This is a genomic window from Geovibrio sp. ADMFC3 (assembly GCF_054687035.1).
Map to the genome: position 1 here is coordinate 846,864 of NZ_BAAFZG010000002.1, position 22,475 is coordinate 869,338.

The 22,475-nt window shown below is 39.6% G+C and carries 11 protein-coding genes and 1 pseudogene; 2 read left to right on the top strand and 10 right to left on the bottom strand.

All coding sequences use genetic code 11. The annotated features are described in order from the left end of the window. The first annotated feature begins 322 nt into the window (after positions 1-322). Together ACYRYY_RS04460 and ACYRYY_RS04465 are read left to right on the top strand one after the other, a co-directional pair. The gene (locus ACYRYY_RS04460) at positions 323-2,362 is read left to right on the top strand and encodes a tetratricopeptide repeat protein (RefSeq protein WP_460214324.1); all 2,040 of its coding nucleotides are present in this window, start codon (positions 323-325) and stop codon (positions 2,360-2,362) included. 169 nt (positions 2,363-2,531) lie between these two features. Further along, a pseudogene (locus ACYRYY_RS04465) lies at positions 2,532-3,512 on the top strand (IS3 family transposase). Between the two features lie 150 nt (positions 3,513-3,662). Here ACYRYY_RS04465 and ACYRYY_RS04470 read toward each other — a convergent pair. The 10 genes from ACYRYY_RS04470 to ACYRYY_RS04515 form a co-directional block, all read right to left on the bottom strand. Then, positions 3,663-4,988 (bottom strand): TolC family outer membrane protein, encoded by a 1,326-nt coding sequence (locus tag ACYRYY_RS04470; RefSeq protein ID WP_460214325.1) that lies wholly within the window; start codon positions 4,986-4,988, stop codon positions 3,663-3,665. Positions 4,989-5,001: 13 nt separating this feature from the next. Further along, complete coding sequence (locus tag ACYRYY_RS04475) at positions 5,002-6,282, bottom strand: HlyD family type I secretion periplasmic adaptor subunit (protein ID WP_460214326.1); 1,281 nt, start codon at positions 6,280-6,282, stop codon at positions 5,002-5,004. Next, a complete protein-coding gene (locus tag ACYRYY_RS04480) occupies positions 6,279-8,009 on the bottom strand; it encodes a type I secretion system permease/ATPase (RefSeq protein ID WP_460214327.1) in 1,731 nt (576 codons plus the stop codon). Before ACYRYY_RS04480 ends, ACYRYY_RS04475 begins: the two co-directional genes overlap by 4 nt. 181 nt (positions 8,010-8,190) lie before the next feature. Beyond that, positions 8,191-17,049, bottom strand: a complete 8,859-nt coding sequence (locus ACYRYY_RS04485) for a cadherin-like domain-containing protein (protein ID WP_460214328.1) — start codon at positions 17,047-17,049, stop codon at positions 8,191-8,193. 5 nt (positions 17,050-17,054) lie between these two features. Then, positions 17,055-17,447 carry a hypothetical protein gene (locus tag ACYRYY_RS04490; RefSeq protein WP_460214329.1) on the bottom strand — a complete coding sequence of 131 codons (393 nt, stop codon included), beginning with the start codon at positions 17,445-17,447 and terminating at the stop codon, positions 17,055-17,057. Between the two features lie 15 nt (positions 17,448-17,462). Beyond that, on the bottom strand, positions 17,463-18,167 hold the full coding sequence (locus ACYRYY_RS04495) for an outer membrane protein (protein ID WP_460214330.1): 705 nt from the start codon (positions 18,165-18,167) through the stop codon (positions 17,463-17,465). A gap of 49 nt (positions 18,168-18,216) precedes the next feature. Continuing rightward, positions 18,217-18,873, bottom strand: a complete 657-nt coding sequence (locus ACYRYY_RS04500; RefSeq protein ID WP_460214331.1) for a response regulator transcription factor — start codon at positions 18,871-18,873, stop codon at positions 18,217-18,219. Positions 18,874-19,674: 801 nt separating this feature from the next. Next, a complete protein-coding gene (locus ACYRYY_RS04505) occupies positions 19,675-20,472 on the bottom strand; it encodes a hypothetical protein (RefSeq protein ID WP_460214332.1) in 798 nt (265 codons plus the stop codon). Further along, complete coding sequence (locus ACYRYY_RS04510) at positions 20,469-21,158, bottom strand: TorD/DmsD family molecular chaperone (RefSeq protein WP_460214333.1); 690 nt, start codon at positions 21,156-21,158, stop codon at positions 20,469-20,471. Before ACYRYY_RS04510 ends, ACYRYY_RS04505 begins: the two co-directional genes overlap by 4 nt. Continuing rightward, complete coding sequence (locus ACYRYY_RS04515; protein ID WP_460214334.1) at positions 21,148-22,473, bottom strand: radical SAM protein; 1,326 nt, start codon at positions 22,471-22,473, stop codon at positions 21,148-21,150. Before ACYRYY_RS04515 ends, ACYRYY_RS04510 begins: the two co-directional genes overlap by 11 nt. Between the last annotated feature and the right edge of the window lie 2 nt (positions 22,474-22,475).

Here is a 22,475-nt window from a genome sequence, read left to right on the forward strand (position 1 = left end):
GTATTTCTTTTTTTTCATATGCTACCAATTTGGCAGAGTTATCATTTGAATTAGATTAAATAAAAGGAGAATGGTATGGTTAAAATTAAAATTATTAATGATGTTCCGAAAAGGATAATTGATAAAGCTCGAATGCTTATACATTTATCAAAAAATATGAACACTAATTGGCGAAAAATTTCAGGATTGACGCAAGCAAAATCCTACAAACTAAACAATAACTACAGAATGCTTGTTTTTAACGAAACTGTTTTTATAGGATCTCATGACAGTTATATTCGCACAATAAACTCATTAAAAAAACGTAATCTTGGGTGTAATTATGGAAAATAGAAAAAAATATGCATTAACAAGCTACATCAAAGAAAAAGGTTATGGTAGCTCCATAGGCTTAAACAACTGGATTGCTGGTATATTAAAAAATAAAGAAGACTTTAGAAAATATATTGTTGAACATGAGCATTATGGAAGACGTGAAAAAATAGAAATTTATAAAGACGCTGAAATACTAATAGATAATTTATGCTTACTGAAACCTTACCTGTCAATTTTTGGAAAAGGAGAGAATAAAGAATTTCCAGCATATAGAGGCTTAAAAAACCAGTCTAATTCTAAACAATATATTGATAAACTTAAAGAGAGAAAATCATTTCTAAAAGATGAAATTGAATCCAGAAATCAAGCACTAGAAAACTATGAATTTTTATATGAAATTCTCGAAAAGCACCTTCCCATTGATTTGGAAGGCCAAAGTCTCCTGAATTTGATTAACGATATTAAAGCTCAGACTCCTGAAGGGAAGACAATCAAATTCGATAATAACAATATTAATTCTTTTTCAGTCCTAGACGAACTATTAGAACTTAAAGGGAAACTTGAAAACGAAGATAAATCTAAAGCAAGCAGCATATATCGCAAGATGGCACTGTGCTATATAAAATTGTCTGAAGTTGATGATGCATTAGAGGTCCTTGACACAGCATTAAACATGAATCCAAAAGATAGTGACGCATGGGCACTAAAAGCAAAAATAATATTTCAATTATTAACCAGCGCAAACAAGGAACTCTCTTCAACTATAGCAAGAACAGAGTATTCTGGTCCGGAGGAATTTCCTATTACTTCAGAAGAACAAAATATAAGCGACCTATTTTATACTCAAATTACCGAGTTTGAACAATTAGGAATTATTTTTATTGAAACTTGCATAAACGCTTTATTAAACTGGTATAGCCACAATGGATCAATTCCACTAGTTTCAAATGAAGATATAAAATTTGAGTGGCTTATTATTAACCTTATAAGTACGCTGACTCAAACGACAACTGAAAAGTATCAAAAAGAGATTCAAATAATTTTTTCTAGATATTTGAAAAATTCTAATATCTATTTAAGATCACCATTTTTTGATAAAAATCAAAAAATTATATATGAAGTCAACCTAGTTAGAGTATTGTCCTGGCTATCGAAAAATGAACTTCAAGAATATATTCACCACCTTACAGGTAAGCCTGAAGACTTTAACTTCCATCATGGGTATACATATAACTTTATAACTCACCCAAAAATTAAAAAATATTTCATAGAACATCTTGGTATACAAGAATATAAAAAATTATATAAAGAGCTATGGGGTGTAGAAAATGCAAAAAGAACTGCTGAACATATCAGAGAATTGATTATTCTTGAAACTCAGGATTTTAAGAATTTCAATAACTCACAAAATGATATTAAATCATTCATCGATCAAATGTCTCTGAAATATAATAACTTTGATGAATTCACTAAAAACGAAGCGTGGCATATATTCCCTTTTTCAGAGTATTTTCATACAGATGTTTATCTTTTTTTATTTACTGCGTCTCTATTGGCACTAATTAGTGGAAACGCAACAGCGTCAGCCATAAAAATGGTCGAAGACTTTTCGCAACACAAAGATATTTTAAAAGATATCGCATCAAATGCGAATTCTATCGCAGCTTATGAAATAACCAAAATTCTCGTTTACCATCTTGATCCAAACGGCAGATCAGAACGAAATATTTCTTACTCAGAACCTATTATTGATACTGAATTTGAATTCACTGAAGGTAAAGGCAAACCTATACCATATGATGCACCTAATTACTTTAAGCAATTTGTACACACTATACCAGATATTTATGAAGCAAATTTTGACAACGATATAAGCGAAGAGTACGAGTCAATAATCAATAATTATAAAACACAAATTTCACTTTATAGCCGCAAAAAAGCATGTCACTGTGACACAATAAAAATAATAGAAACATTAAACACATTCCTGAAAATGAAAATAGAAGCAGACCAAATCAAGTATGGTGACTACTTAGATTGCTACTGAAGTCATTAATGACTGTAATTATGATGAGTATCATCAGACGTGTAAACATTTAAAGCCTCTGCGTTTTGCTGAGGCTTTTTAGTATCTTGCCAAAAATTATGTAAGCATCCCTGAAAATTTTACAGCTTAAAATTAGAGTTTTCCTGTAGATTAATAACAGGAGGACTTAATGAAACGCAGTCGATTTTCAGAAACTCAGATCGTAAAAATACTCAAAGAAGCCGAGTCCGGCAGACAGGTAAAAGACATCTGCCGTGAGTACGGAGTAACGCCACAGACTACAACAGGAAGTCCAAATATGGAGGCATGGAAGCCTCAGACATCAAGAGATTAAAAGAACTAGAAGAAGAGAATACAGCTCTGAAAGATATTCTCTCAAAAAAGCTTTAAAGCCGTCGGAGAAACGTAGTTTAGCAGATTACTGTAGGGCCGCTTACGGCATGAGCGTAAATCATACCTGCCGTACTGCAAGCATAAGCCGCCCGGTTTATTACTATCAGCCGGATGTACATGTTATAGCTGTTCTGCTCGAATTGTGTGAGAAATATCCGGGATATAGCTTAGGGTTTATTGCCTACTGAAGCTCAACATGTTCCGTAAGGCGAAAAGAAGGCCTCCAAACAGGAATCCTCTCCCTATCAGTGTGCCTGAATCTATCAACCAGTCCTTGTCTATAGATTTCATGAGTGACAGCTTATACTGTGGGAGGAAATACAGAACATTTAGCGTCGTTGATGATTTTAATCGGGAAGCTCTTACCATAGAGGTTGATCTCAATCTTCCGGCAGCAAGAATTATCAGAGTTCTTGACAGGATTGCTTCTTGGAGAGGTTATCCGGTTAAGCTCAGAATGGACAACGGCTCTGAGTTTATCTCGGTAAAGCTGGCTGACTGGGCGAAATACCATGATGTTGAGCTTGAATTTATACAGCCTAGCAAGCCATTTCAGAATTCATATGTGGAAAGGTTTAATCGTAAATTCAGGAACGAGGTGCTGGACAGGCATTTGTTTTTCTCTTTAAGCGAAGTTCGGGAAGAAGCTGACCGATGGATGGTTGAATACAATACAGAAAGACCGCATCATTCTCTGGGAAAAATGACTCCGGAGGAGTATGCTGAAAGAGCGGAAAACTCTAAATATCTGCTGTAAGAAAAGAGGGACGCTTACAATAGTCATGTCACAATGATGTTAAATCGTGGGCTTTAAAGTAATAACCATTACAAAAAAAACGGTATTTTTGGCGGTATTTCCAAAACCATACAACCAACTAACTATTTATTATAAACGATATACAAGAACTTATCGATTCCCGCCTTCTTGAATAATGCCTAATTCAGCTAATCGACCTGATGCTGTTAAAAGACCATAATAACTAAGTATGTAATTCAATTTAGTCTGATAATAATCTTTTCTTATTTTGTAATATTGCTCTTTTGCGTCCAGCAAATCCACATTTGTTCTTGTTCCTATTGCAAAGCCTTTTTCATTGGCAATAACAGCCAGCTTTGCAGACTCGATAGCCATTTGAAATGCATTAATCCTTGCGTGAGTACTAAGAAGATTTGAGTAGATATTCGAGATTGTTGATGTCACATCAAGGCTGACTTGTTGTAATTCATATATTGTCTTAAATTTTAATTCGGCTTTTTCTCTGACTCCGGCAACCGTTCCGCCTCCCTGTATTAGAGGCAACCTGAAATTCAAGCCAAAAGATGTGACTTCAGAGTCTTCTGCAACCCCATTTGTATCTCCGTTGCTGTCCGAATTAGTGTACGATGCGGTAAAATCAACAGTTGGCAAGTTTTTAGATTTTTCTTTGCGCAAAATGATTTCTGATATTGCCAGCTCAGCTTTTTTATACACTATATCAACGTTTTCTTTCCTAGCTTTGCTAATCCAGTAATCCAGTGAATTAAGTTCGATATCGGCAAGAAAATCTGCTGCAAAATCATCTGCATCAATTTCGCTTTCCGACAGATTAGCGATAATTGCTAACAGTTTTTTTGATAAGGCATAAGCGTTGTTTACAGCTATTTCCTCAGCTAAAACAAGATCGTATCTTGCTTTAGCTTCTGTCAGATCGGTCACGGTTGCGTCACCAAGCTCGAAGCGTTTCTCCAAATCGTTCATTTGCTCAACAATCGAATTCTTTTTGGAAATTGTCACATTCAGATACTCTTTATTAAAAAGCACGTTAACAAACGCTTCCAGAACTGCACCGAAAAGTTCCTCATATGTTTTCCTTAGCAATATTTTGCCTATTTTGGGATATTTCTTTGCTTCCTCGTAAGCAAGAAGAGATTCTGCCCTGAAAACAGGCTGGATAAACTTTAATGTATATACGGATGAATCATAGTTTTCAGAATACTTTGTTTCAACCGCACTCTTATTAGTAAAAACCGCATTTGAACTATTTTTCATCATCGATGCATCAAATGTAATTGACGGCAGTAATCCGGCTCTTGCCTGTTTCGTCTGTTCAAGCTGCGCTTTATAGGAATGTATAGCAGCCTGAATGCCAGGATTATCCTTTGAGGCCAGTTTCCACACCTCATCAAATGTCATAGCATACGTATCAGCAAGTAAAAACAAACTAAAGATAAATATAAAAGTAGATTTCAGCATCACCTTTCTCTCTTTACTGTTCTTTAAAAGCTTTGCGAAAACTGTCAATAATAGGATCAAGGAGGTAACGCATTACAGTTCTTTCACCGAATACGATATCAACAGTTGCAATCATTCCGGGAAAAAGCTTAACATCATTAAATTGTTTCTTTTGCAATTCCTCACTATTTATGCGTACTATCGCTTTATAATAAGTGTCTCCCGTTCGTTCATCTTTGAATGTTCCCGCAGAAACTCTTGCGACTTCTCCCTGAAGAGCGAAATGTTCTCTGGCTTTGAATGCTGTCAATCTGACATAACTGGTTAAACCGGGATAAACAACATCAATATCATCGGGGAATACTCTTGCTTCGATGAGAAGCTCTTTATCTAAAGGAACAATCTCCATAACTAAGCCGTTTGGGGGTATAACTCCGCCAATAGTTTTAAATCTGAGATCCTGAACTACTCCTTCAACAGGAGACCGAATAACACTCCTTAAGGTTACATCCTGTGCAGCAGTCAGTCTTTCTGAAGCTGTTGACAAATCATCATACGCCTTCCTTAGCTGTTCAAGGAGATCATTACGCCACTCAGATTGAATTTTGAGAATCTGGAACTTTGTTTCAATTATTTTTTGTTCTGCACTGGCAATTTCAGCATTTATCTTTCCGAGTTCTCCTTCGGTTTCAGCGACTTTATTTTGGTTTTCCAACAAAATACGTTTTTCTATGTATCTATGTTCATAAAGCTCTGTATTCATCTTCAATGCTTCATCAGATGTAGAAAGAATTTTTTCTAAAGCGGTTCGACGGGATTTCATTGCTGTTATTTCAGCTTCTGTCTGAGCAATTCTCTGACTTAATATCTCTATATCCTGACAAAGCGATTCTTTTCTGACTTGGAATAGTTCAATTTGTGTAAATATTGATCCAGAAACCTCTGATTGTATTTCTGCTTTATATTGCCTGCCGTCTCTTTCTGCCTCAAGTCTTCTGACAAGGGCTTCCAACACTGCTTTCTCATTTTCCAGCACAGCGAGCTGTGCCACCGCAGTTGAAATACTTAATTTTAGCAGTGGTTGTCCTTCATTTACTCTGTCGCCTTCTTTCACCATAATTTCTGAAATAACACCCCCCTCCAGGTGTTCAATTTTAACAGTGTCTTCCGCAGGAATAATTTCTCCATAGGCTACTGCTCCTGCATTAATTTTATATACTGATGCCCAAAACAAAATGCCGATTACACCAAAGAAGATGATAAATAACCCTGTTGTTATGTACTTTTTAGTTGAAGAAGGAATGTTATCTTTCATGCAGTCATCCCTTCTTTAAACTGCATTTGCTGTTTTTTAAGACTGCCCGCAGTGAGCTGCTTTATAACTTCATAATGTGGTCCATACATCTGAAGTAGACCGTCAGAAATCACTCCAAGAATATCTGCATCTGTTACCAACGAAAGCTTGTGAGTAATGACCACCACAGTCGCTTTCCTGCTTTTGGCTTTTTTGATAGCGCTGATCAAAGCTAGTTCTCCTTCGGAGTCCAAAAAAGCGTTAGGCTCATCCAACACGATAAGTTTGGGATTGGCAAAAAATGCTCTTGCAAGCCCAATCCGCTGTTTCTGCCCTCCTGAAAGAGCAACTCCCTGAGAACCTATAATTGTGTCATAGCCATGTGGTAGTTGAAGGATCATTTTATGTGCATCAGTTTCGATAGCCGCAGCGATCACCTCATCATCAGTTGCATCGGAAAACCTTGCGATGTTGGCTCTGACTGTTCCTGAAAAAAGCATAATTTCTTGCGGCAGATAACCGACATATCTGCCAAAATTATCTCTGCTCCAGACATTTAAAACATCTGCATTATCAAGTTTGATACTTCCTGAACGCAGCTTATAGATTCCGGTCATAACTTTGGCTAGTGTACTTTTCCCGGCGCCGCTTGCCCCCAGAAAGGCCACTGTTTTCCCTGCTGGAATTTCAAAACTGATACCTTTCAGAATGGGAAAAACCCCTCCTGCCGGCACATAAACAGCTTTCTCAACACTAATCTTACCTACAGGTACCGGCAGCTCTGTTTTATTTTCCTCTAAATAAAACTCCTCAAACATTTCATTCAGCCTGTCTGCTGCAGCTTTAGTATTAATATAATTTTTCCAACTGTTTATAAGTCCTTCAAGAGGTGCAGTACCTTTAGAAGATAAAATATTTGCAGCAATCATTGAGCCCACAGTTATTTCATTATTAATAGCTAAATAAGCACCAACACCTGTCATGGCAATATTCTGACAGAATCTCGTAAATTTGCCTGCTGAAGCAAGATAGCCAGCCTTATCACTTGTTTCTGAAAGAATTCTTGTACTTTCACCATACTTAGAAAACCAATGCCTAAGGACATGATTTTTCATACCCATTGCCCTGACTGCATCTGAATTTCTCATTATTTCATCTGCAATATGCTGGGCTTCAAGAGATATTTCTCCTGCTTCTTTTAGTTTGCTGCCAGTCAAAAACTCATTTACTACATTGATCATAAGGAGCAGCACCATACTCATGAGCATAACAACCACAAGCAAAGGATGAATGAGCCACACAACAAAAAAGAATACAGGTATCCATGGTGCATCGAGTAGAGTTATTAATCCATGGCTCCCTGACATAAAATTTTTAAAACTGATAACATCCTTAATCGCCTGAGAGCTTACTTTACCAGTCATTGATGCCATATTGATGCTTGCATCCATCATTTTAGGATTGAGGTTCAGATCAATACTGTTTGCTATTCTTATAAGAGAATGTGCCCGTATAAGATCAATTAGTGCTGATAAAAACAATGCAATTACTGCCCCTGTAATAAGCGCTATCAATGTATTTACACTACGGCTTGTGAGCACTCTGTCAAAAACCTGCAGAGAAAATATAGGAATGGCCAGTGTAAGAAGATTTATAAAAAAACTGAAAATTATAATAAAAGAAAAACTGCGCCAACTGACAAATTTAAAAACAGGTTTGTTTACAATATTATTAATTGCTTTAATCATTTAAATAAACCTCTGGCTTAAGGGGAAGGCAGCTCCGAAGCATACGCTGCCGGAGCTGCTTTTAACCTTCAAAAGGAAAAACTGCCGGTATTCTTAGTTCAGGACACCGGCAAGATTGTAATCTTGTTCTTAGAGAGGGCCCGCCTTTAAAAAAGACGGGACTATTAATTGTTAATATGGATTAACCATGGTCATAATAAACATGAACATCGTAATCAGTTTCGGGCTGCCCTATGATTTGAAGAGTGTTCCCGTCAACTGAAGCAGAAAAGTCATGATCGTTTATTTCATCTGCTATTCCCTGGAGGAAGTCGCTTACTGACTGTCCTTCATTGTAAACAGCTTCAAACGAAAGATCTGCTACTCCGTTAAAATCTCCGTCATTATCTGTATCAAGAAGAACAAAAAGTGAATCTCCATCCACAAGATTCTCAAGAACAGTAACATCAAATATTCCAGCAAGAGCATCACTCTCTTCCACATTCGGTGTGGGAGTAACAATAACTGCTCCGTTATCGTCAGTATCAGCTTCGGAACGGTTTAAAACTTCACCCTCAATTGTAAAACCTGTTCCAACGTTATTTGCTGTAACTTTAATAACATCGTAAACACCGGAACCATTTTCAGATTCAGCTGCTTCAAAAGTAAAGTTATCACCTAAATCCCAAAGCTCAAGTTGGTCAAGAAGTGCAGAGACAATATCTCCAACAGTCTCATCGCCGCTGAGGACGTATGACTCAGTGTGCCCGTCAATTGTTACTGAGTAAGTATCACCTACTTCAATTGTTCCCGTGGAAACTGTCACTGTTTCAACCTGAGCAACGGCATCAACTTCTGTGACATTATCGTTTTCAACTGTTATATCAGTGTTTTGAGTATCATCTGCTCCTGCAGGACGGTTGATTACTTCACTTTCAAGAGTGAAATCCACACCAGGATTTACTGCTGTTATTTTGATGACGTCATAAACACCGGAGCCGCTTTCAGACTCTACAGCCTCGAAAACAAAGTCTTCTGTTGTATCCCAAGTTTCAAGCTGGTCGATAAGCGCAGATACTATATCGCCCACTTCCTCATCACCGCTGAGAACATATGATTCGGTATACCCATTAAGTGTCACAGAGTAAGTGTCACCTGCCTCAATAGTTCCGGCAGTTATTACAACCGTGGAAACCTGTGCAATCTCATCGTTGCTTGTTACCGAATCTTCACCTATGGTCACAACGTTTTCTGTAAGCTCAATATTTGACATTACAAGGCTGTAAGTAAAAGACGAACCGCTGATATTAGCCTGAAGTTTCAGTTTACCGCTGTCGTTGGAAGCGGTTACACCTGCATCATCAAGAAGACCAGCAACAGCGTCAATAATTTCATCCGTATCAGCTTCATTTCCGGTTACAGTGTAAGTGTATTCTGCACCGTTAACTGTAAGACTGAAAACATCTCCTGCGTCATATCTCTGTTCACCGAGGTCATATTCAACAGTCTGGGTTTCGGGAAGGACTTCTTCAACATTTTCAGTGTCATTGCTGACTTCAGGCTGGGTATTATCCTGACCTTCTGCACGATTAACGACAGACGGTTCAACGGTAAAAGGAATGCCCGCATTCTCTGAAGTGAGAACAAGCTTGTAACCGCCGTTTCCATCATCTTCAACGCTGTAAGATATATCTCCGGAGGTCAGCAGTTGTATCTGATCCCCCAGACTATCAAGTATATCATAATGACTCTCGCTGTCTTCATAGGCGACAGTGATAGCCGCTTCTGCAATAGAGTTGTCATCTGCATCTTTGATGGTTATTGAGTACACATCACCGTATTCAGGACTGTTATCTCCATCAAATGAAACTTCAGTAACCTGTTTAACATCATTTGCAACAGCTTCCTGAGTTGGGTCAATATCTGCATCGCCTGTGTTTGCAGTGCCGGAGTAGTCCTCACCGTTTACAGTGGAGTCAAAAGATGTACCGTCTGCTTTACCGGTCAGGGTAAGTTTGTCTGCACCTGAATCATAGGAAGCTGTAACATCCGCTTCACCATCATTTATTGCAATTACAAGCGCAGCAGCAAGATCATCAAGGCTATTGATACTATCACCATTGATTGTAACGGTATATTCGTTCTCTCCTATCGTCACTGTGATGCTGTCGCCTATGTCGCTTGCTCCTGTCAGAGTGTAAACATCCACCTGAGGAGTTGCGGCAGATACTGCAGCCTGAGTAGGATCAACATTTATGTCGCCTGTATTTGCAGTGCCGGAGTAGTCCTCACCGTTTACCGTGGAGTCAAAAGATGTACCGTCTGCTTTGCCGATAAGGATAAGTTTGTCTGCACCTGAATCATAAGAAGCTGTAACATCCTCTTCACCGTCATTAATTGCAATTACAAGCGCAGCAGCAAGATCATCAAGGCTGGAGATATCGTCACCATTGACTGTAACGGTATATTCGTTCTCTCCTATCGTCACTGTTATGCTGTCGCCTATGTCGCTTGCTCCTGTCAGAGTGTAAACATCCACCTGAGGAGTTGCGGCAGATACTGCAGCCTGAGTAGGATCAACATTTATGTCACCAGCGTTTGTGGTAGCTGAGTAGTCTTCAACACTAGCTGTGACATTAAGTTCATGTCCAATGGAAGTTCCTGAGACTGTAAGAACACCGGCATTATTTATGATAGTAAAGTCGGACTGTTCTCCGAAAGCTGTGAAAACAAGATCTGCAAGATCTGCGGGACTGGTGGTTTCAGTAATTACTATTTCATGAGTTATGCCGTTGATAGCAACCGTTACAGAATCTCCTGCATCGTAGTCTGCGACACCAAAGTCTATTGTTGTTTCCTCAACTTCTGCCGAAACACCTTCAACATTAGGTGTAGGTGTTTCTATAGATGAACCAGCTGTGCTAGAAGTTATAGTAAACTCTTCTCCTGCTGTTTTTGAGCTTATAATAAGCTGGCTGCCCTGTCTGATTGCGCTTACTTCACTGTTTATATCAGGATTTGCGCTAATCGCAGTTTTAAGACCATTCAGAACTGTCGTCAGTGTTGCACCGGGTTTTGCGGTGTAAGAAACCTCCGTACCGTTTATCGTTACGGTGTAGGTTCCGGGAGCAATCGCTTCAGTGAAGGTAAGAGTGCTTACCTGTGCAACAGGTGAAACTTCGTAAGATGCAGGAGTTTCAATCGCAACTAAAGCATCGTTATCTTCAAAGACCTTATCCGTTATGGTATTGGTTGAGATTGTAAAACCATCGTTGTCAACTCCGGTAAGAACAATTTCACCGTCAACTGCTTCGGCAGTGACTTTTGATGAAATGCTGAAAAGTGCGGCAACTGCGGAGGCTACATCAGCCGCTGTTGCTCCGTTTTCTTCAACTGTGTAAGTGAAAGTGGCATCATCTTCTATTGTAATTGTGATAACATCGCCTGCATCAAAAGGACCGTCACCTATGCTTACCGTGCTGATCTGTGTCTGTACGGTTTCGCCTTCGTAGCTTTCACCTGCTTCAAGACTGCCGCTTGTTTCACCGTCAGTATAGGTTTCATCAGTTATGGTATTGGTTGAGATTGTAAAACCATCGTTGTCAACTCCGGTAAGAACAATTTCACCGTCAACTGCTTCGGCAGTGACTTTTAATGAAGTGCTGAAAAGTGCGGCAACTGCGGAGGCTACATCAGCCGCTGTTGCTCCGTTTTCTTCAACTGTGTAAGTGAAAGTGGCATCATCTGCTATTGTAATTGTGAGAACATCGCCTTCATCAAAAGGACCTTCACCAATGCTTACCGTGCTGATCTGTGTCTGTACGGTTTCGCCTTCGTTGCTTTCACCTGCTTCAAGACTGCCGCTTGTTTCACCGTCAGTATAGGTTTCATCAGTTATGGTATTGGTTGAGATTGTAAAACCATCGTTGTCAACTCCGGTAAGAACAATTTCACCGTCAACTGCTTCGGCAGTGACTTTTAATGAAGTGCTGAAAAGTGCGGCAACTGCGGAGGCTACATCAGCCGCTGTTGCTCCGTTTTCTTCAACTGTGTAAGTGAAAGTGGCATCATCTGCTATTGTAATTGTGATAACATCGCCTGCATCAAAAGGACCTTCACCAATGCTTACCGTGCTGATCTGTGTCTGCGCAGTCTGATTCTGAACTGTTGTGTTAACATCAAGACCATTATCATCAACACCGGCTGAAGCATTTTCAACAGCAGCTTCGGTTTCAAAAGAAGTACCTGCGACACGAGCTGTAAGTGTTATCTCCAGACCATTAAGGCTTGCAACAGGGAACTGATCATTTGCATTAATGAGCGAAACAAGATTAGAAAGTACATCGTTGATTGTTGTATCGCCATCCTGAACATAGTAGGAAACAGATGCCCCGTCGATAGTGATTGTAAATTTATCACCAACATCAAGAGATTCATCAGTGAAGGAAATTACATCTTTCTGGGCAACTGGTTCAACCGCTTCAACATTTGGTGTAACTACTGTTTCAGTTACTGCGTTTTCATGAAGACCGAAATTATCAACATCAAAGACGACGTCAAAGGATGAACCGTCTGCATTACCTGTGACATAAACTACGGTTCCATCTACTGTTGCGCCACCTGCTGCAGCTAAAGCTGCAAGTTCTGATGCCACATTTTCCGGAGTGTCGCCAGCCTGAACAGTATAGCTGTATTCCGTACCGCTTATCGTCAAAGTGAGTATATCGCCTGCATCGTATGATGTCCCCGTCAGATCGATTGTGTGAACCTCAGCTTCAGCATCAACTGCCTCAATTGTTGTGTCCGTTGTGCCGCTTTCAGATACTTCAGCATTTACGACTTCGGGTGTAACAGTAAATACTGAACCTCCATTAGTTCCAGTAATTACAAGCACACCATCAGAATATTCAGCAGAATAGTCATCGTTTATAAACTCAAGAGCGGAACCAATGTCATCAGTGCTGTCACCTGCTTGTACCATGTAGGTTGCGACAGTGACACCATCAATATTGATGTTTACTACATCTCCCTCATCGTAAGGTACTGCACCAAGATCAACAGAGGTTATCTGCTCAGTCGGAGAAGTTGGATCTATATTGCCTGTAAGAACCCGTGCGTCACCAGGAATTGAGACTTCAAATTCATTTCCTGCTGCATCGGCTGTAATGAAAAGACTGCTGCCTGAACGAACAGCAGAAACATTGACATCAGCACTTGCATTAATGGCAGTAGCAAGCTTATTAAGAACTGTAACCAAAGAATTACCCGCAGCAGCGGTATAGCTGAATATTTCAGGAACACCGCCTTCATCGGTAATAGTTACAGAAAAGACTTCTCCGGGGGAAACTGTTGAGTCTTCAAATGTCGCACTAACAACCTGTTTCACTCCAGCAGAGCCTGAAGATGCGTCTTGGTCATTCTCTGATGTTGCCTCATTCTCTGAAAATGTGGTTTTGGCTACATCAGAAGTTATCACAACTGCACTTTCGGGAGTAATAGTTATTAAATTTGTGTCAACATTATAAGAGGCCGCCACTCCGTTTTCTAAATCCACTAAATCAGCAAGAGCAACGCCTATATCGTCAATGCTGTCTCCAGCTAGGACAGTATAAGAAACAGGCGTTGAGCCAATGTTTACCGTTATGACATCATCGGTGTTATATTCAACCGAACCTAGTGCAACTTCAGTCTGTTGGGGAGCTGCAGCTACACCATTTGTAACATCAGTATCCACAGGTGCATCTTCATCGTAGTTCACATTAGCCACAGATGCATCAAAATCAAAAGACTCTCCGGCTTCTTTTGCTGTAAAAAAAACTGTATTTGTATCTGCATCATATGAAACACTTACAGTAGAATCACCAGCAAATTCAGCAGCAAGAGCCGCGCCTATTTCATCTACACTGTCTCCGGCTAACACAGTATATGACTTTGTAACTTCACCGATTGTAACTGTTATGATATCCCCGGGCTGGTATTCTGATTCACCAAGATTCAGAGTATTTACCTGATATGAAAGGGTTGAATCCTCTATTAAACTGTCATCTTCACCAATTTCAGCATTTGCTGCAGATGCAGCAAGTTCAAAACCTTCGCCGGGAGTGTCCGCTGTGATGGTGATAACATTACCGTCAAAAGAAGCAGTGAGTATATCTGCAGCACCGCTGGCGTTGATAAGCGAAGTAAGAGTTTGAGCAATTGTTTCAGGAGTATCACCAGATGAAGCAACGTAAACTATAGGTTCATACCCTGTCAGATTTATAGTGAACGTATCACCCACATCAATAGAATTTCCGATTACAGTTACCGTTTCTACCTGAGCTTCGGCTTCACGATATTCAACATTTTCTGTAACTGTTTCTGTTACAACTGTACTGTCGTCTATACCTTCAACACCGTTTGTTCCGGTTGCAGAAATATCAAAACCCGTTCCTGCAATATTCGCAGTAACAGTGATTTCACTGCCTATGTATGTGGCTGCTAAATCTGCGCCAAGGAGGTCATTGATCTGAGACGAAAGTATAAATGCGATGTTCTCAAGAGTTTCTTCACCTGTGGCAGTGTAAGTGAAAACTTCCTCATTGATAATTATCGAGTAAGTATCGCCCGTTTCAGGTGTTCCGCTGAGAGTTACTGTACTGACTTGTGCCTGTGCAGAGGTTTCAGGCGCAGGTTCCTGCATTTGCATAATTGTAATATCTGCATAGTCGTTAACAACTTCAAGCTCTGCTCTTGCTTCAGCTTCTTCATTACCATCTGTCACTTTATAAGTAAAAGTCACTGCACCGTTAAAATCAGCAGCAGGAACAAAGGTCCAAGTACCGTCTTCGTTATCTGTAAGTGTCCCATGTGAGAGGTCTGCGAGAGCTACATCTGAAACTGAAAGCTCATCGCCATCAACATCGCTTGCGTTGACAAGAAGATCTGATGCGCTGAAAGTTATACCACTGCTGTCTTCAGCTATGCTTTCAAGAACTACAGTAGCAGAAACCACAGGAACATCGTTTACCTCTGTAACTTCAAGCTCTGCTCTTGCTTCAGCTTCTTCATTACCATCTGTCACTTTATAAGTAAAAGTCACTGCACCGTTAAAATCAGCAGCAGGAACAAAGGTCCAAGTACCGTCTTCGTTATCTGTAAGTGTCCCATGTGAGAGGTCTGAAAGAGCTACATCAGAAACTGAAAGCTCATCGCCATCAACATCGCTTGCGTTGACAAGAAGATCTGATGCACTGAAAGTTATGCCACTGCTGTCTTCAGCTATGCTTTCAAGAACTACAGGAGCAGAAACCACAGGAACATCATTTACCTCTGTAACTTCAAGCTCTGCGCTTGCTTCAGCTTCTTCATTACCATCTGTCACTTTATAAGTAAAAGTCACTGCACCGTTAAAATCAGCAGCAGGAACAAAGGTCCAAGTACCGTCTTCGTTATCTGTAAGTGTCCCATGTGAGAGGTCTGCGAGAGCTACATCTGAAACTGAAAGCTCATCGCCATCAACATCGCTTGCGTTGACAAGAAGATCTGATGCGCTGAAAGTTATACCACTGCTGTCTTCAGCTATGCTTTCAAGAACTACAGTAGCAGAAACCACAGGAACATCGTTTACCTCTGTAACTTCAAGCTCTGCGTTTGCTTCAGCTTCTTCATTACCATCTGTCACTTTATAAGTAAAAGTCACTGCACCGTTAAAATCAGCAGCAGGAACAAAGGTCCAAGTACCGTCTTCGTTATCTGTAAGTGTCCCATGTGAGAGGTCTGAAAGAGCTACATCAGAAACTGAAAGTTCATCGCCATCAACATCGCTTGCGTTGACAAGAAGATCTGATGCACTGAAAGTTATGCCACTGCTGTCTTCAGCTATGCTTTCAAGAACTACAGGAGCAGAAACCACAGGAACATCATTTACCTCTGTAACTTCAAGCTCTGCGCTTGCTTCAGCTTCTTCATTACCATCTGTCACTTTATAAGTAAAAGTCACTGCACCGTTAAAATCAGCAGCAGGAACAAAGGTCCAAGTACCGTCTTCGTTATCTGTAAGTGTCCCATGTGAGAGGTCTGAAAGAGCTACATCAGAAACTGAAAGCTCATCGCCATCAACATCGCTTGCGTTGACAAGAAGATCTGATGCACTGAAAGTTATGCCACTGCTGTCTTCAGCTATGCTTTCAAGAACTACAGGAGCAGAAACCATAGGAACATCGTTTACCTCCGCAACATTAATATTAACAGTGTAAGTATTTGAACCGCCATTACCATCTGAAACCACAAATGCAAAACTGTCGGCTCCGTTGTAATCAGCAGCAGGAGTATAGCTGTAAGTACCGTTAGCATTTACTACAACTATTCCGTGTGCAGCTTGAGTAGCAAGAGCGTAAGTTACTGTATCACCATCAACATCAGTTGCCGAAGGAAGAGTACCAGAAAGAACTGTGTCTTCAGTTGCATTTACTGTCGTGTTGGTTGATGTAGGAGCATCGTTCACCCCTACAACATTAATATTAACAGTGTAAGTATTTGAACCGCCATTACCATCTGAAACCACAAATGTAAAACTGTCGGCTCCGTTGTAATCAGCAGCAGGAGTATAGCTGTAGGTACCGTTAGCATTCACTACAACTATTCCGTGTGTAGCCTGAGTACCAAGAGCATAAGTTACTGCATCACCATCAACATCAATTGCCGAAGGAAGAGTACCAGAAAGAACTGTGTCTTCAGTTGCATTTACTGTCGTGTTGGTTGATGTAGGAGCATCGTTTACGGGAAGCACTGTCAGAACAAATGTATCACTTGCAGACAACCCGCCAGTATCTGTTGCAGTCACAGTAATTGTGGCATTCCCGTTATAATTAAGAGGCGGAGTTCCTGAAAAAGTCCTTGTAGCTGCGTTAAATGTCAGCCATGAAGGAAGACCTGATACAGAATAAGTTAGTGCGTTTCCATCCGGATCATTGAACACATTTGAATTAAATGTGAAACTGTAAGGAGTGTCCTCATTAAAAGACTGATCAGCAATAGGGTTGGCAACAATAGGTACTCTGTTAGATATTATAACCGGCATATTAATTACCTCGCTAAGTTTTTATTTTGATTAGAATTGCGGCTGAAGATTTTAGCCATTTTTGAAATTTTTTCTGAAATCCATTTTTCCAGATTCATATGCAGCAACAACACAAAAGGAACATTTTCAAGCTCTATTAAACGCATTAAGAAAGTTTCTCTAACCAGAGTGCCGCTGTCGTTTAAGCCTTCAACAGTGATATTGATTTCTTTCTCATCATTCTCGTGAATCATCCCCTTGAATGAGTATGAGGCGGAATCAAAATAAACCCCGATAGGAAGTCCTGATACTGTATAGGTCAAACCTGACATTGATTGGCTTGTAAGAATATTTGATTCCAGATACAGCAAGAAAGCTGAGATAGGCTTCCCAGCTCTTTTCTGTTTATCTAAAGCCATAACCAAGCTCCCTAATTAAAATACGTATCTTAAACCGAGTACAGCTTCCTGAACTCTCAGATCACCTTTGATCCCTTCGAGATCAACTTTACCAAGACCAAACTCGGTAAGGTCGTTTTCACCTTTCCCCACAGAAATTTCACCAAGATCTGCGTATCTGTATTCAAAATCCAGAAACAATTTTTCTGTTAATTTAAATCCAACACCTGCAGCAACCTGCCATGCGAAACCAGATTCATCGTTTCCAGGACCTTTTCCTTTCAAACCGCCTGAAGTATAGGAAAATGAATCAATTTCATTTTTTGAATATCCAAGACCGACACCAACATAAGGAACAAATCTTCCAAACTCTTTCTGGACATATAAATTCACAAGGATTGCTTTAGAATCTATATCACCTGAAAATTCCTGAGCGCCATTAAAACTGCTGTCGTCGATCTCATAACCCGATCTAACATAGCCGGTGATATCTGCTCTGAGATATTGATTAAAAACATAACCAACGCCAACACCAAAAGATGCTCCGTTACCGATATTATCAAGCTTTGAACCCGCTGCAAGCTGATCATCATTAACAGTCGTTGTTGCTCTTTCATTGTCTAAGCCGGCATCGAAGGCACTGCTGTAAGCAAGTTCACCTTTAACATAAATTCCGCTTTCAGCCTGAACCGCTGCCGTTGAAAGAACCACTAGTGCTAAAACAATTACAATCCTCTTCATTTCCAACTCCTCACATTTATTTTTGTCTCACATATGGGAAACATTAATGTCAGCTTAAAACTGTTGCTGTTTCGGTAACCTCAAGCATATATCCGAACCCCTTCACAGTACGGATGGAGTTTTCAGGCAATTTTTTACGAATATTCTTAATGAGTGTACGCAAAGAATCAGAGGACATAAAATCACCTTGCCACACGTAAGCCTCAATCTCTTCATAACTGGTTATCTTATTTATATTTTTAGATAATACCTCTAAAAGAAGCCTTTCTTTATTCGAAAGAACATACTGTCCCTGTTCGTTCACTATTAAACACTTTGTTCTTAAAAAGCTGTATCCGTTGCTAAGAAGAATTATATCTTTATGCTGTTCTGACAGATGCTTAAAAACAATTTGTTTTAAAAAAACGAGATCAACAGGTTTTTCCAGCACATCAACAGCTCCTATTTTGACAGCATGCACAAGTCCTTGAATGCTGTACTTATCATATGAAATAATTATTTTTGCCTTCATATCTGAAAACGTCTCAAGAAAAGAAGGCTCAATTACATCGTAATTTATAACCAATAAGTCATATTGATATTCATCATAAATACGATTCATTAATTCACTTGCAGTCGCTACAAGTTCAAATGTAAAAAGGTGGGACGATTTCCCGTTCCTAAACAACTTAAAAATATCCTCATCATAAATAAGCAACCGATACATCTCTCCCCACCAGTAAGTTAGTAATACCATAAGCAGAATGTGTAGAACGTGAATTCCACATGTCGGAAATCTAAATTTTTCGCTTATGGCTTAAATTAAACAAAAAGAATATTTGATTTATAAACTAATTCACGTTTAGCTAGACTGTTTGCGTTTAAAGTCCAGCATTAGCTCATAATTCATTATCATTTATTCATTTTTTTTAAATTTGTGAATAAAGAAGGCATATATAATTTTGTTTTAGTTCTTAAAAAAAGTAACATGTTTATTTTCCACAATATAGAACAAATATAGTTTTCTGTGATTTAATCATTCTGATGAAAAAGGAATAAATGCTTATGGACTCAACTTAATAATCATGACTATGGGGAAGGTTTTGTATTGGGATATTAACATTTGATACGAGCCTGCTCCCTTATTTTTTGTATTCATCTATTTAAAATAAAGCGAAGGAATAAATAAACAGGTATTATACTGAGAGGGATTAAACACCCTCTTCTGCTGTGTCAAATATAGCTTTTTAAAGCTTGTGTAAAGCAAATGGAAATTGCTGGAAATATTGTTATAATAAAAAAAATACTGTTCGTTCTAACATGAAATAAATAAATTAAATCCTTCTGAATATTTCGAATAAAATGAAGTTAAAAGGAAAAATATGTAGAAAACTAGATATTAGAAAAACTCTTTATAGTGATGCCTTCTGTTTTCCGCTATTTTTTATACGTTTTTTAACTCGAGTCCCCCTTTCGGCACTCTAAAAGAAAATGGTTTCAGCGCATATGCTGCTGAAACCATTTTTGTCTATTTCATGCTGTCTCTTTCTTTCAAACAAACAAGGCTATTAACATCTTCGACATTTTTACCACCTGTGCCGTGTATGTTACCGTCAGAAAGACGCACATGGCTGGCTCTTGATGGCATTAAGGCTCGCCCCGTCCAGTACGTGCCTTCTTTCCAGCCAGCAGACACAGAAGCCCCGAACGCATGTTTAACAGGATTTTTTGCACTAGGCATTGCCACCGCCTGAAGTTCTTCCACAGAGGGCATCCTTTTTCCTCCCTCATGCCCCTGCAATACAATCCATCTTAGCGGATTACCTGTGTATTCATAGCCGTTACAAATATTAAATCCTTCCGTCCAGTCAACCTTCTTTTCATAAGGGTACTCAAACAGAGACAACGGTCCTTTTCCGAATTCCGCTATTACTTCAACAACTTCCTTTTTTTCACCATCTACTGCCTTTATTATCAAAGTAACCGTCCGTTCCCCTATAATGTCAGCGAGAATAATTTGTGCCCCGCCATGAGAATCGGTTTTGAGTGTTAACGGTTCTGGTTGCTTGAGGATACCCGGCACGGGGTAATTCCATGAGAGTCCGGACAGCTTGTTTCTGGCATTTTTATCCATTGCATCTGCTCTGTTGTCTGCTGTTTTTAAATTAATCTCCAGCTGAACCTGTGGGACAGAGCTGATGGAGATTGTTGCAACTCCAAAACCTGCTTCGATAAAGTCATAGGGTTCGGAAATTTCTGTTTTCAGCTCGAACCCGGAAGATACTCCGCATGCAAAAACTATCATAAGGACATAGAAAAACCTCACTCCGCATACTCCTGAATAAAATCACTAAGCAGATTGATATCATAGAGAAGAAATGAATAGAGGATGCTTGCCAGAGTTTTAAATATATCAACATGGGTATAAGAGGAGCTTGTAATATCTTTATACAAAGCAGGAACCCAGCGCATAATATGTTTTTTGAGAAAATCAAGCTGCTCTCCTGCTAAATATGACACCCCTTTGTCGTCACTGTTCTCTATTCTTTCTGATATTTTCTTAGCCATAAAAGCCATAAATAGTAACTCAGCTGATAAATGCTCCTCACTTATCCCCATACTTTCCGGAATGCCGAAACCGTGCCTGCTGTAAACTCGGAGCAGATCTTCCCATGGTTCCTGTTTCACAAGACCACTGGGGGATAAATAAACAGACTCCTCAATTGCGATACCTTGATCACCTATTAGAAAGAGGGAGGTGTAACCTCTGTTGATTTCATCTAAAGCATCAAGTTCATCAGTGATTTTTTCAGTATACAAAATGAACTCATCAGCACTTTTCATAAATGCGGATATATTACTGTCCGCAGCAATCCTTTTAAAATGCACTGCAAACTTCTTTGTTATTCCAAGGAAGTTATCCGCAGATGGATTATGAAAACATAATGTAAAGTATTCATAAACTGCTGCTCTTCCATTTAGCATCATTATTAAGTCTGTTTCAGTCTGCATAATTAACTCCTAATATATCTTCAGTGGAAAATCTTTTACTATCTGTTCCATCAATGGCAACTTCCCTTAATAGCCATCCGTTCTCACCTTTCTCAACGATTGCTGAACTTATGCCAAGTTCGATTTTAGTTTTATCCAGTAAGCGTATATCCGACACCGAGAACTCTGCTGCACGGTTTTCAGGCACATAGTGGAAGTTTTTTAGTCCCGCTTTTTCCAGAATATTCATAACTTTCACTGCATCCTTGCCGTAAGCTTTTGCAGTTTTAATAAAAAAATCTTTGTGCGAAAATGTTTCATTGTCAGCGAGTGCCACCCTGCTGTTTCGGTGCCACACCTGCGAAGTGAGTTTATTTTCCAGAGAACAATAGTGGATACCTGTTTTAAAGTTATTTTCAGCAGCATATTTCAAAAGCCTAAGGCATTCCTTTTCGCTTCCATCAACAGGAAGCCCGCCCGCATAATCGTATCCATAAAGCACACGGTATGGTTTCCTTTTTATCTTAAAGCCTTTTTGGCTGTAACTCTCTTTGTTATTCCACGGGAACAGAAACTCCAAAAGGTTGACAGAGAACACGCCCATTGATTCTGCTCTGTCCATAACTATTTTCATTTCATCATAGCTGCCAGGCATTACGGGCATTTCGATCATTGTTCTATTAATATATTTCACGGCAGCCTTGAGGTTATCATAAAGGTTCTCAGATATAGTTCCATCCTCATCAAATTTCAGTCCGAACCGTATTTCATCCAGACCGGCATCAGAGAGTTTGCTCAGTGCCGCTTCATCTGCCAGATCACCGTTAGTATAAAGACGAATCTGGGTTGATGGATCTGCTAGTTTCACATGCTCAATAAAATTTATACATTCATCGATAAAAAGCAGAGGTTCGCCTCCGGTTATACCCACGGAAAGGAGAGAACCAAGCCTAGCCCTCACAGTATCAAACTCTGCTTTTATATTTCTTACATCCGAAACAGGCTCACTGTAATCCTGCTGGTTTTTATTTGCGCAAAAGTAACAGTCACGGTTGCATTTCAGAGAGATTATAAATGTTTCGGACTTTTCCCCTGTCCGGCAATGCAGGCAAGATGGAGAGATCCCGCCCCACACAAAACTTTTGCCGTCATTCCGCACCTTGACATGAAGAGAAGCCAGCTCACTTTTCAGCTCACTTGTATCCGAGCATGTATCCGCAACATTTATTCCCTGTTTTCTGAGTTCGCTGTACAAGGTGTCAAACGTTCGGAGGTAGCGTCTGATATCCTTTCTCAAGTCTTTATTTTTTATTTCTTCATACGGCACTTTCAACATAA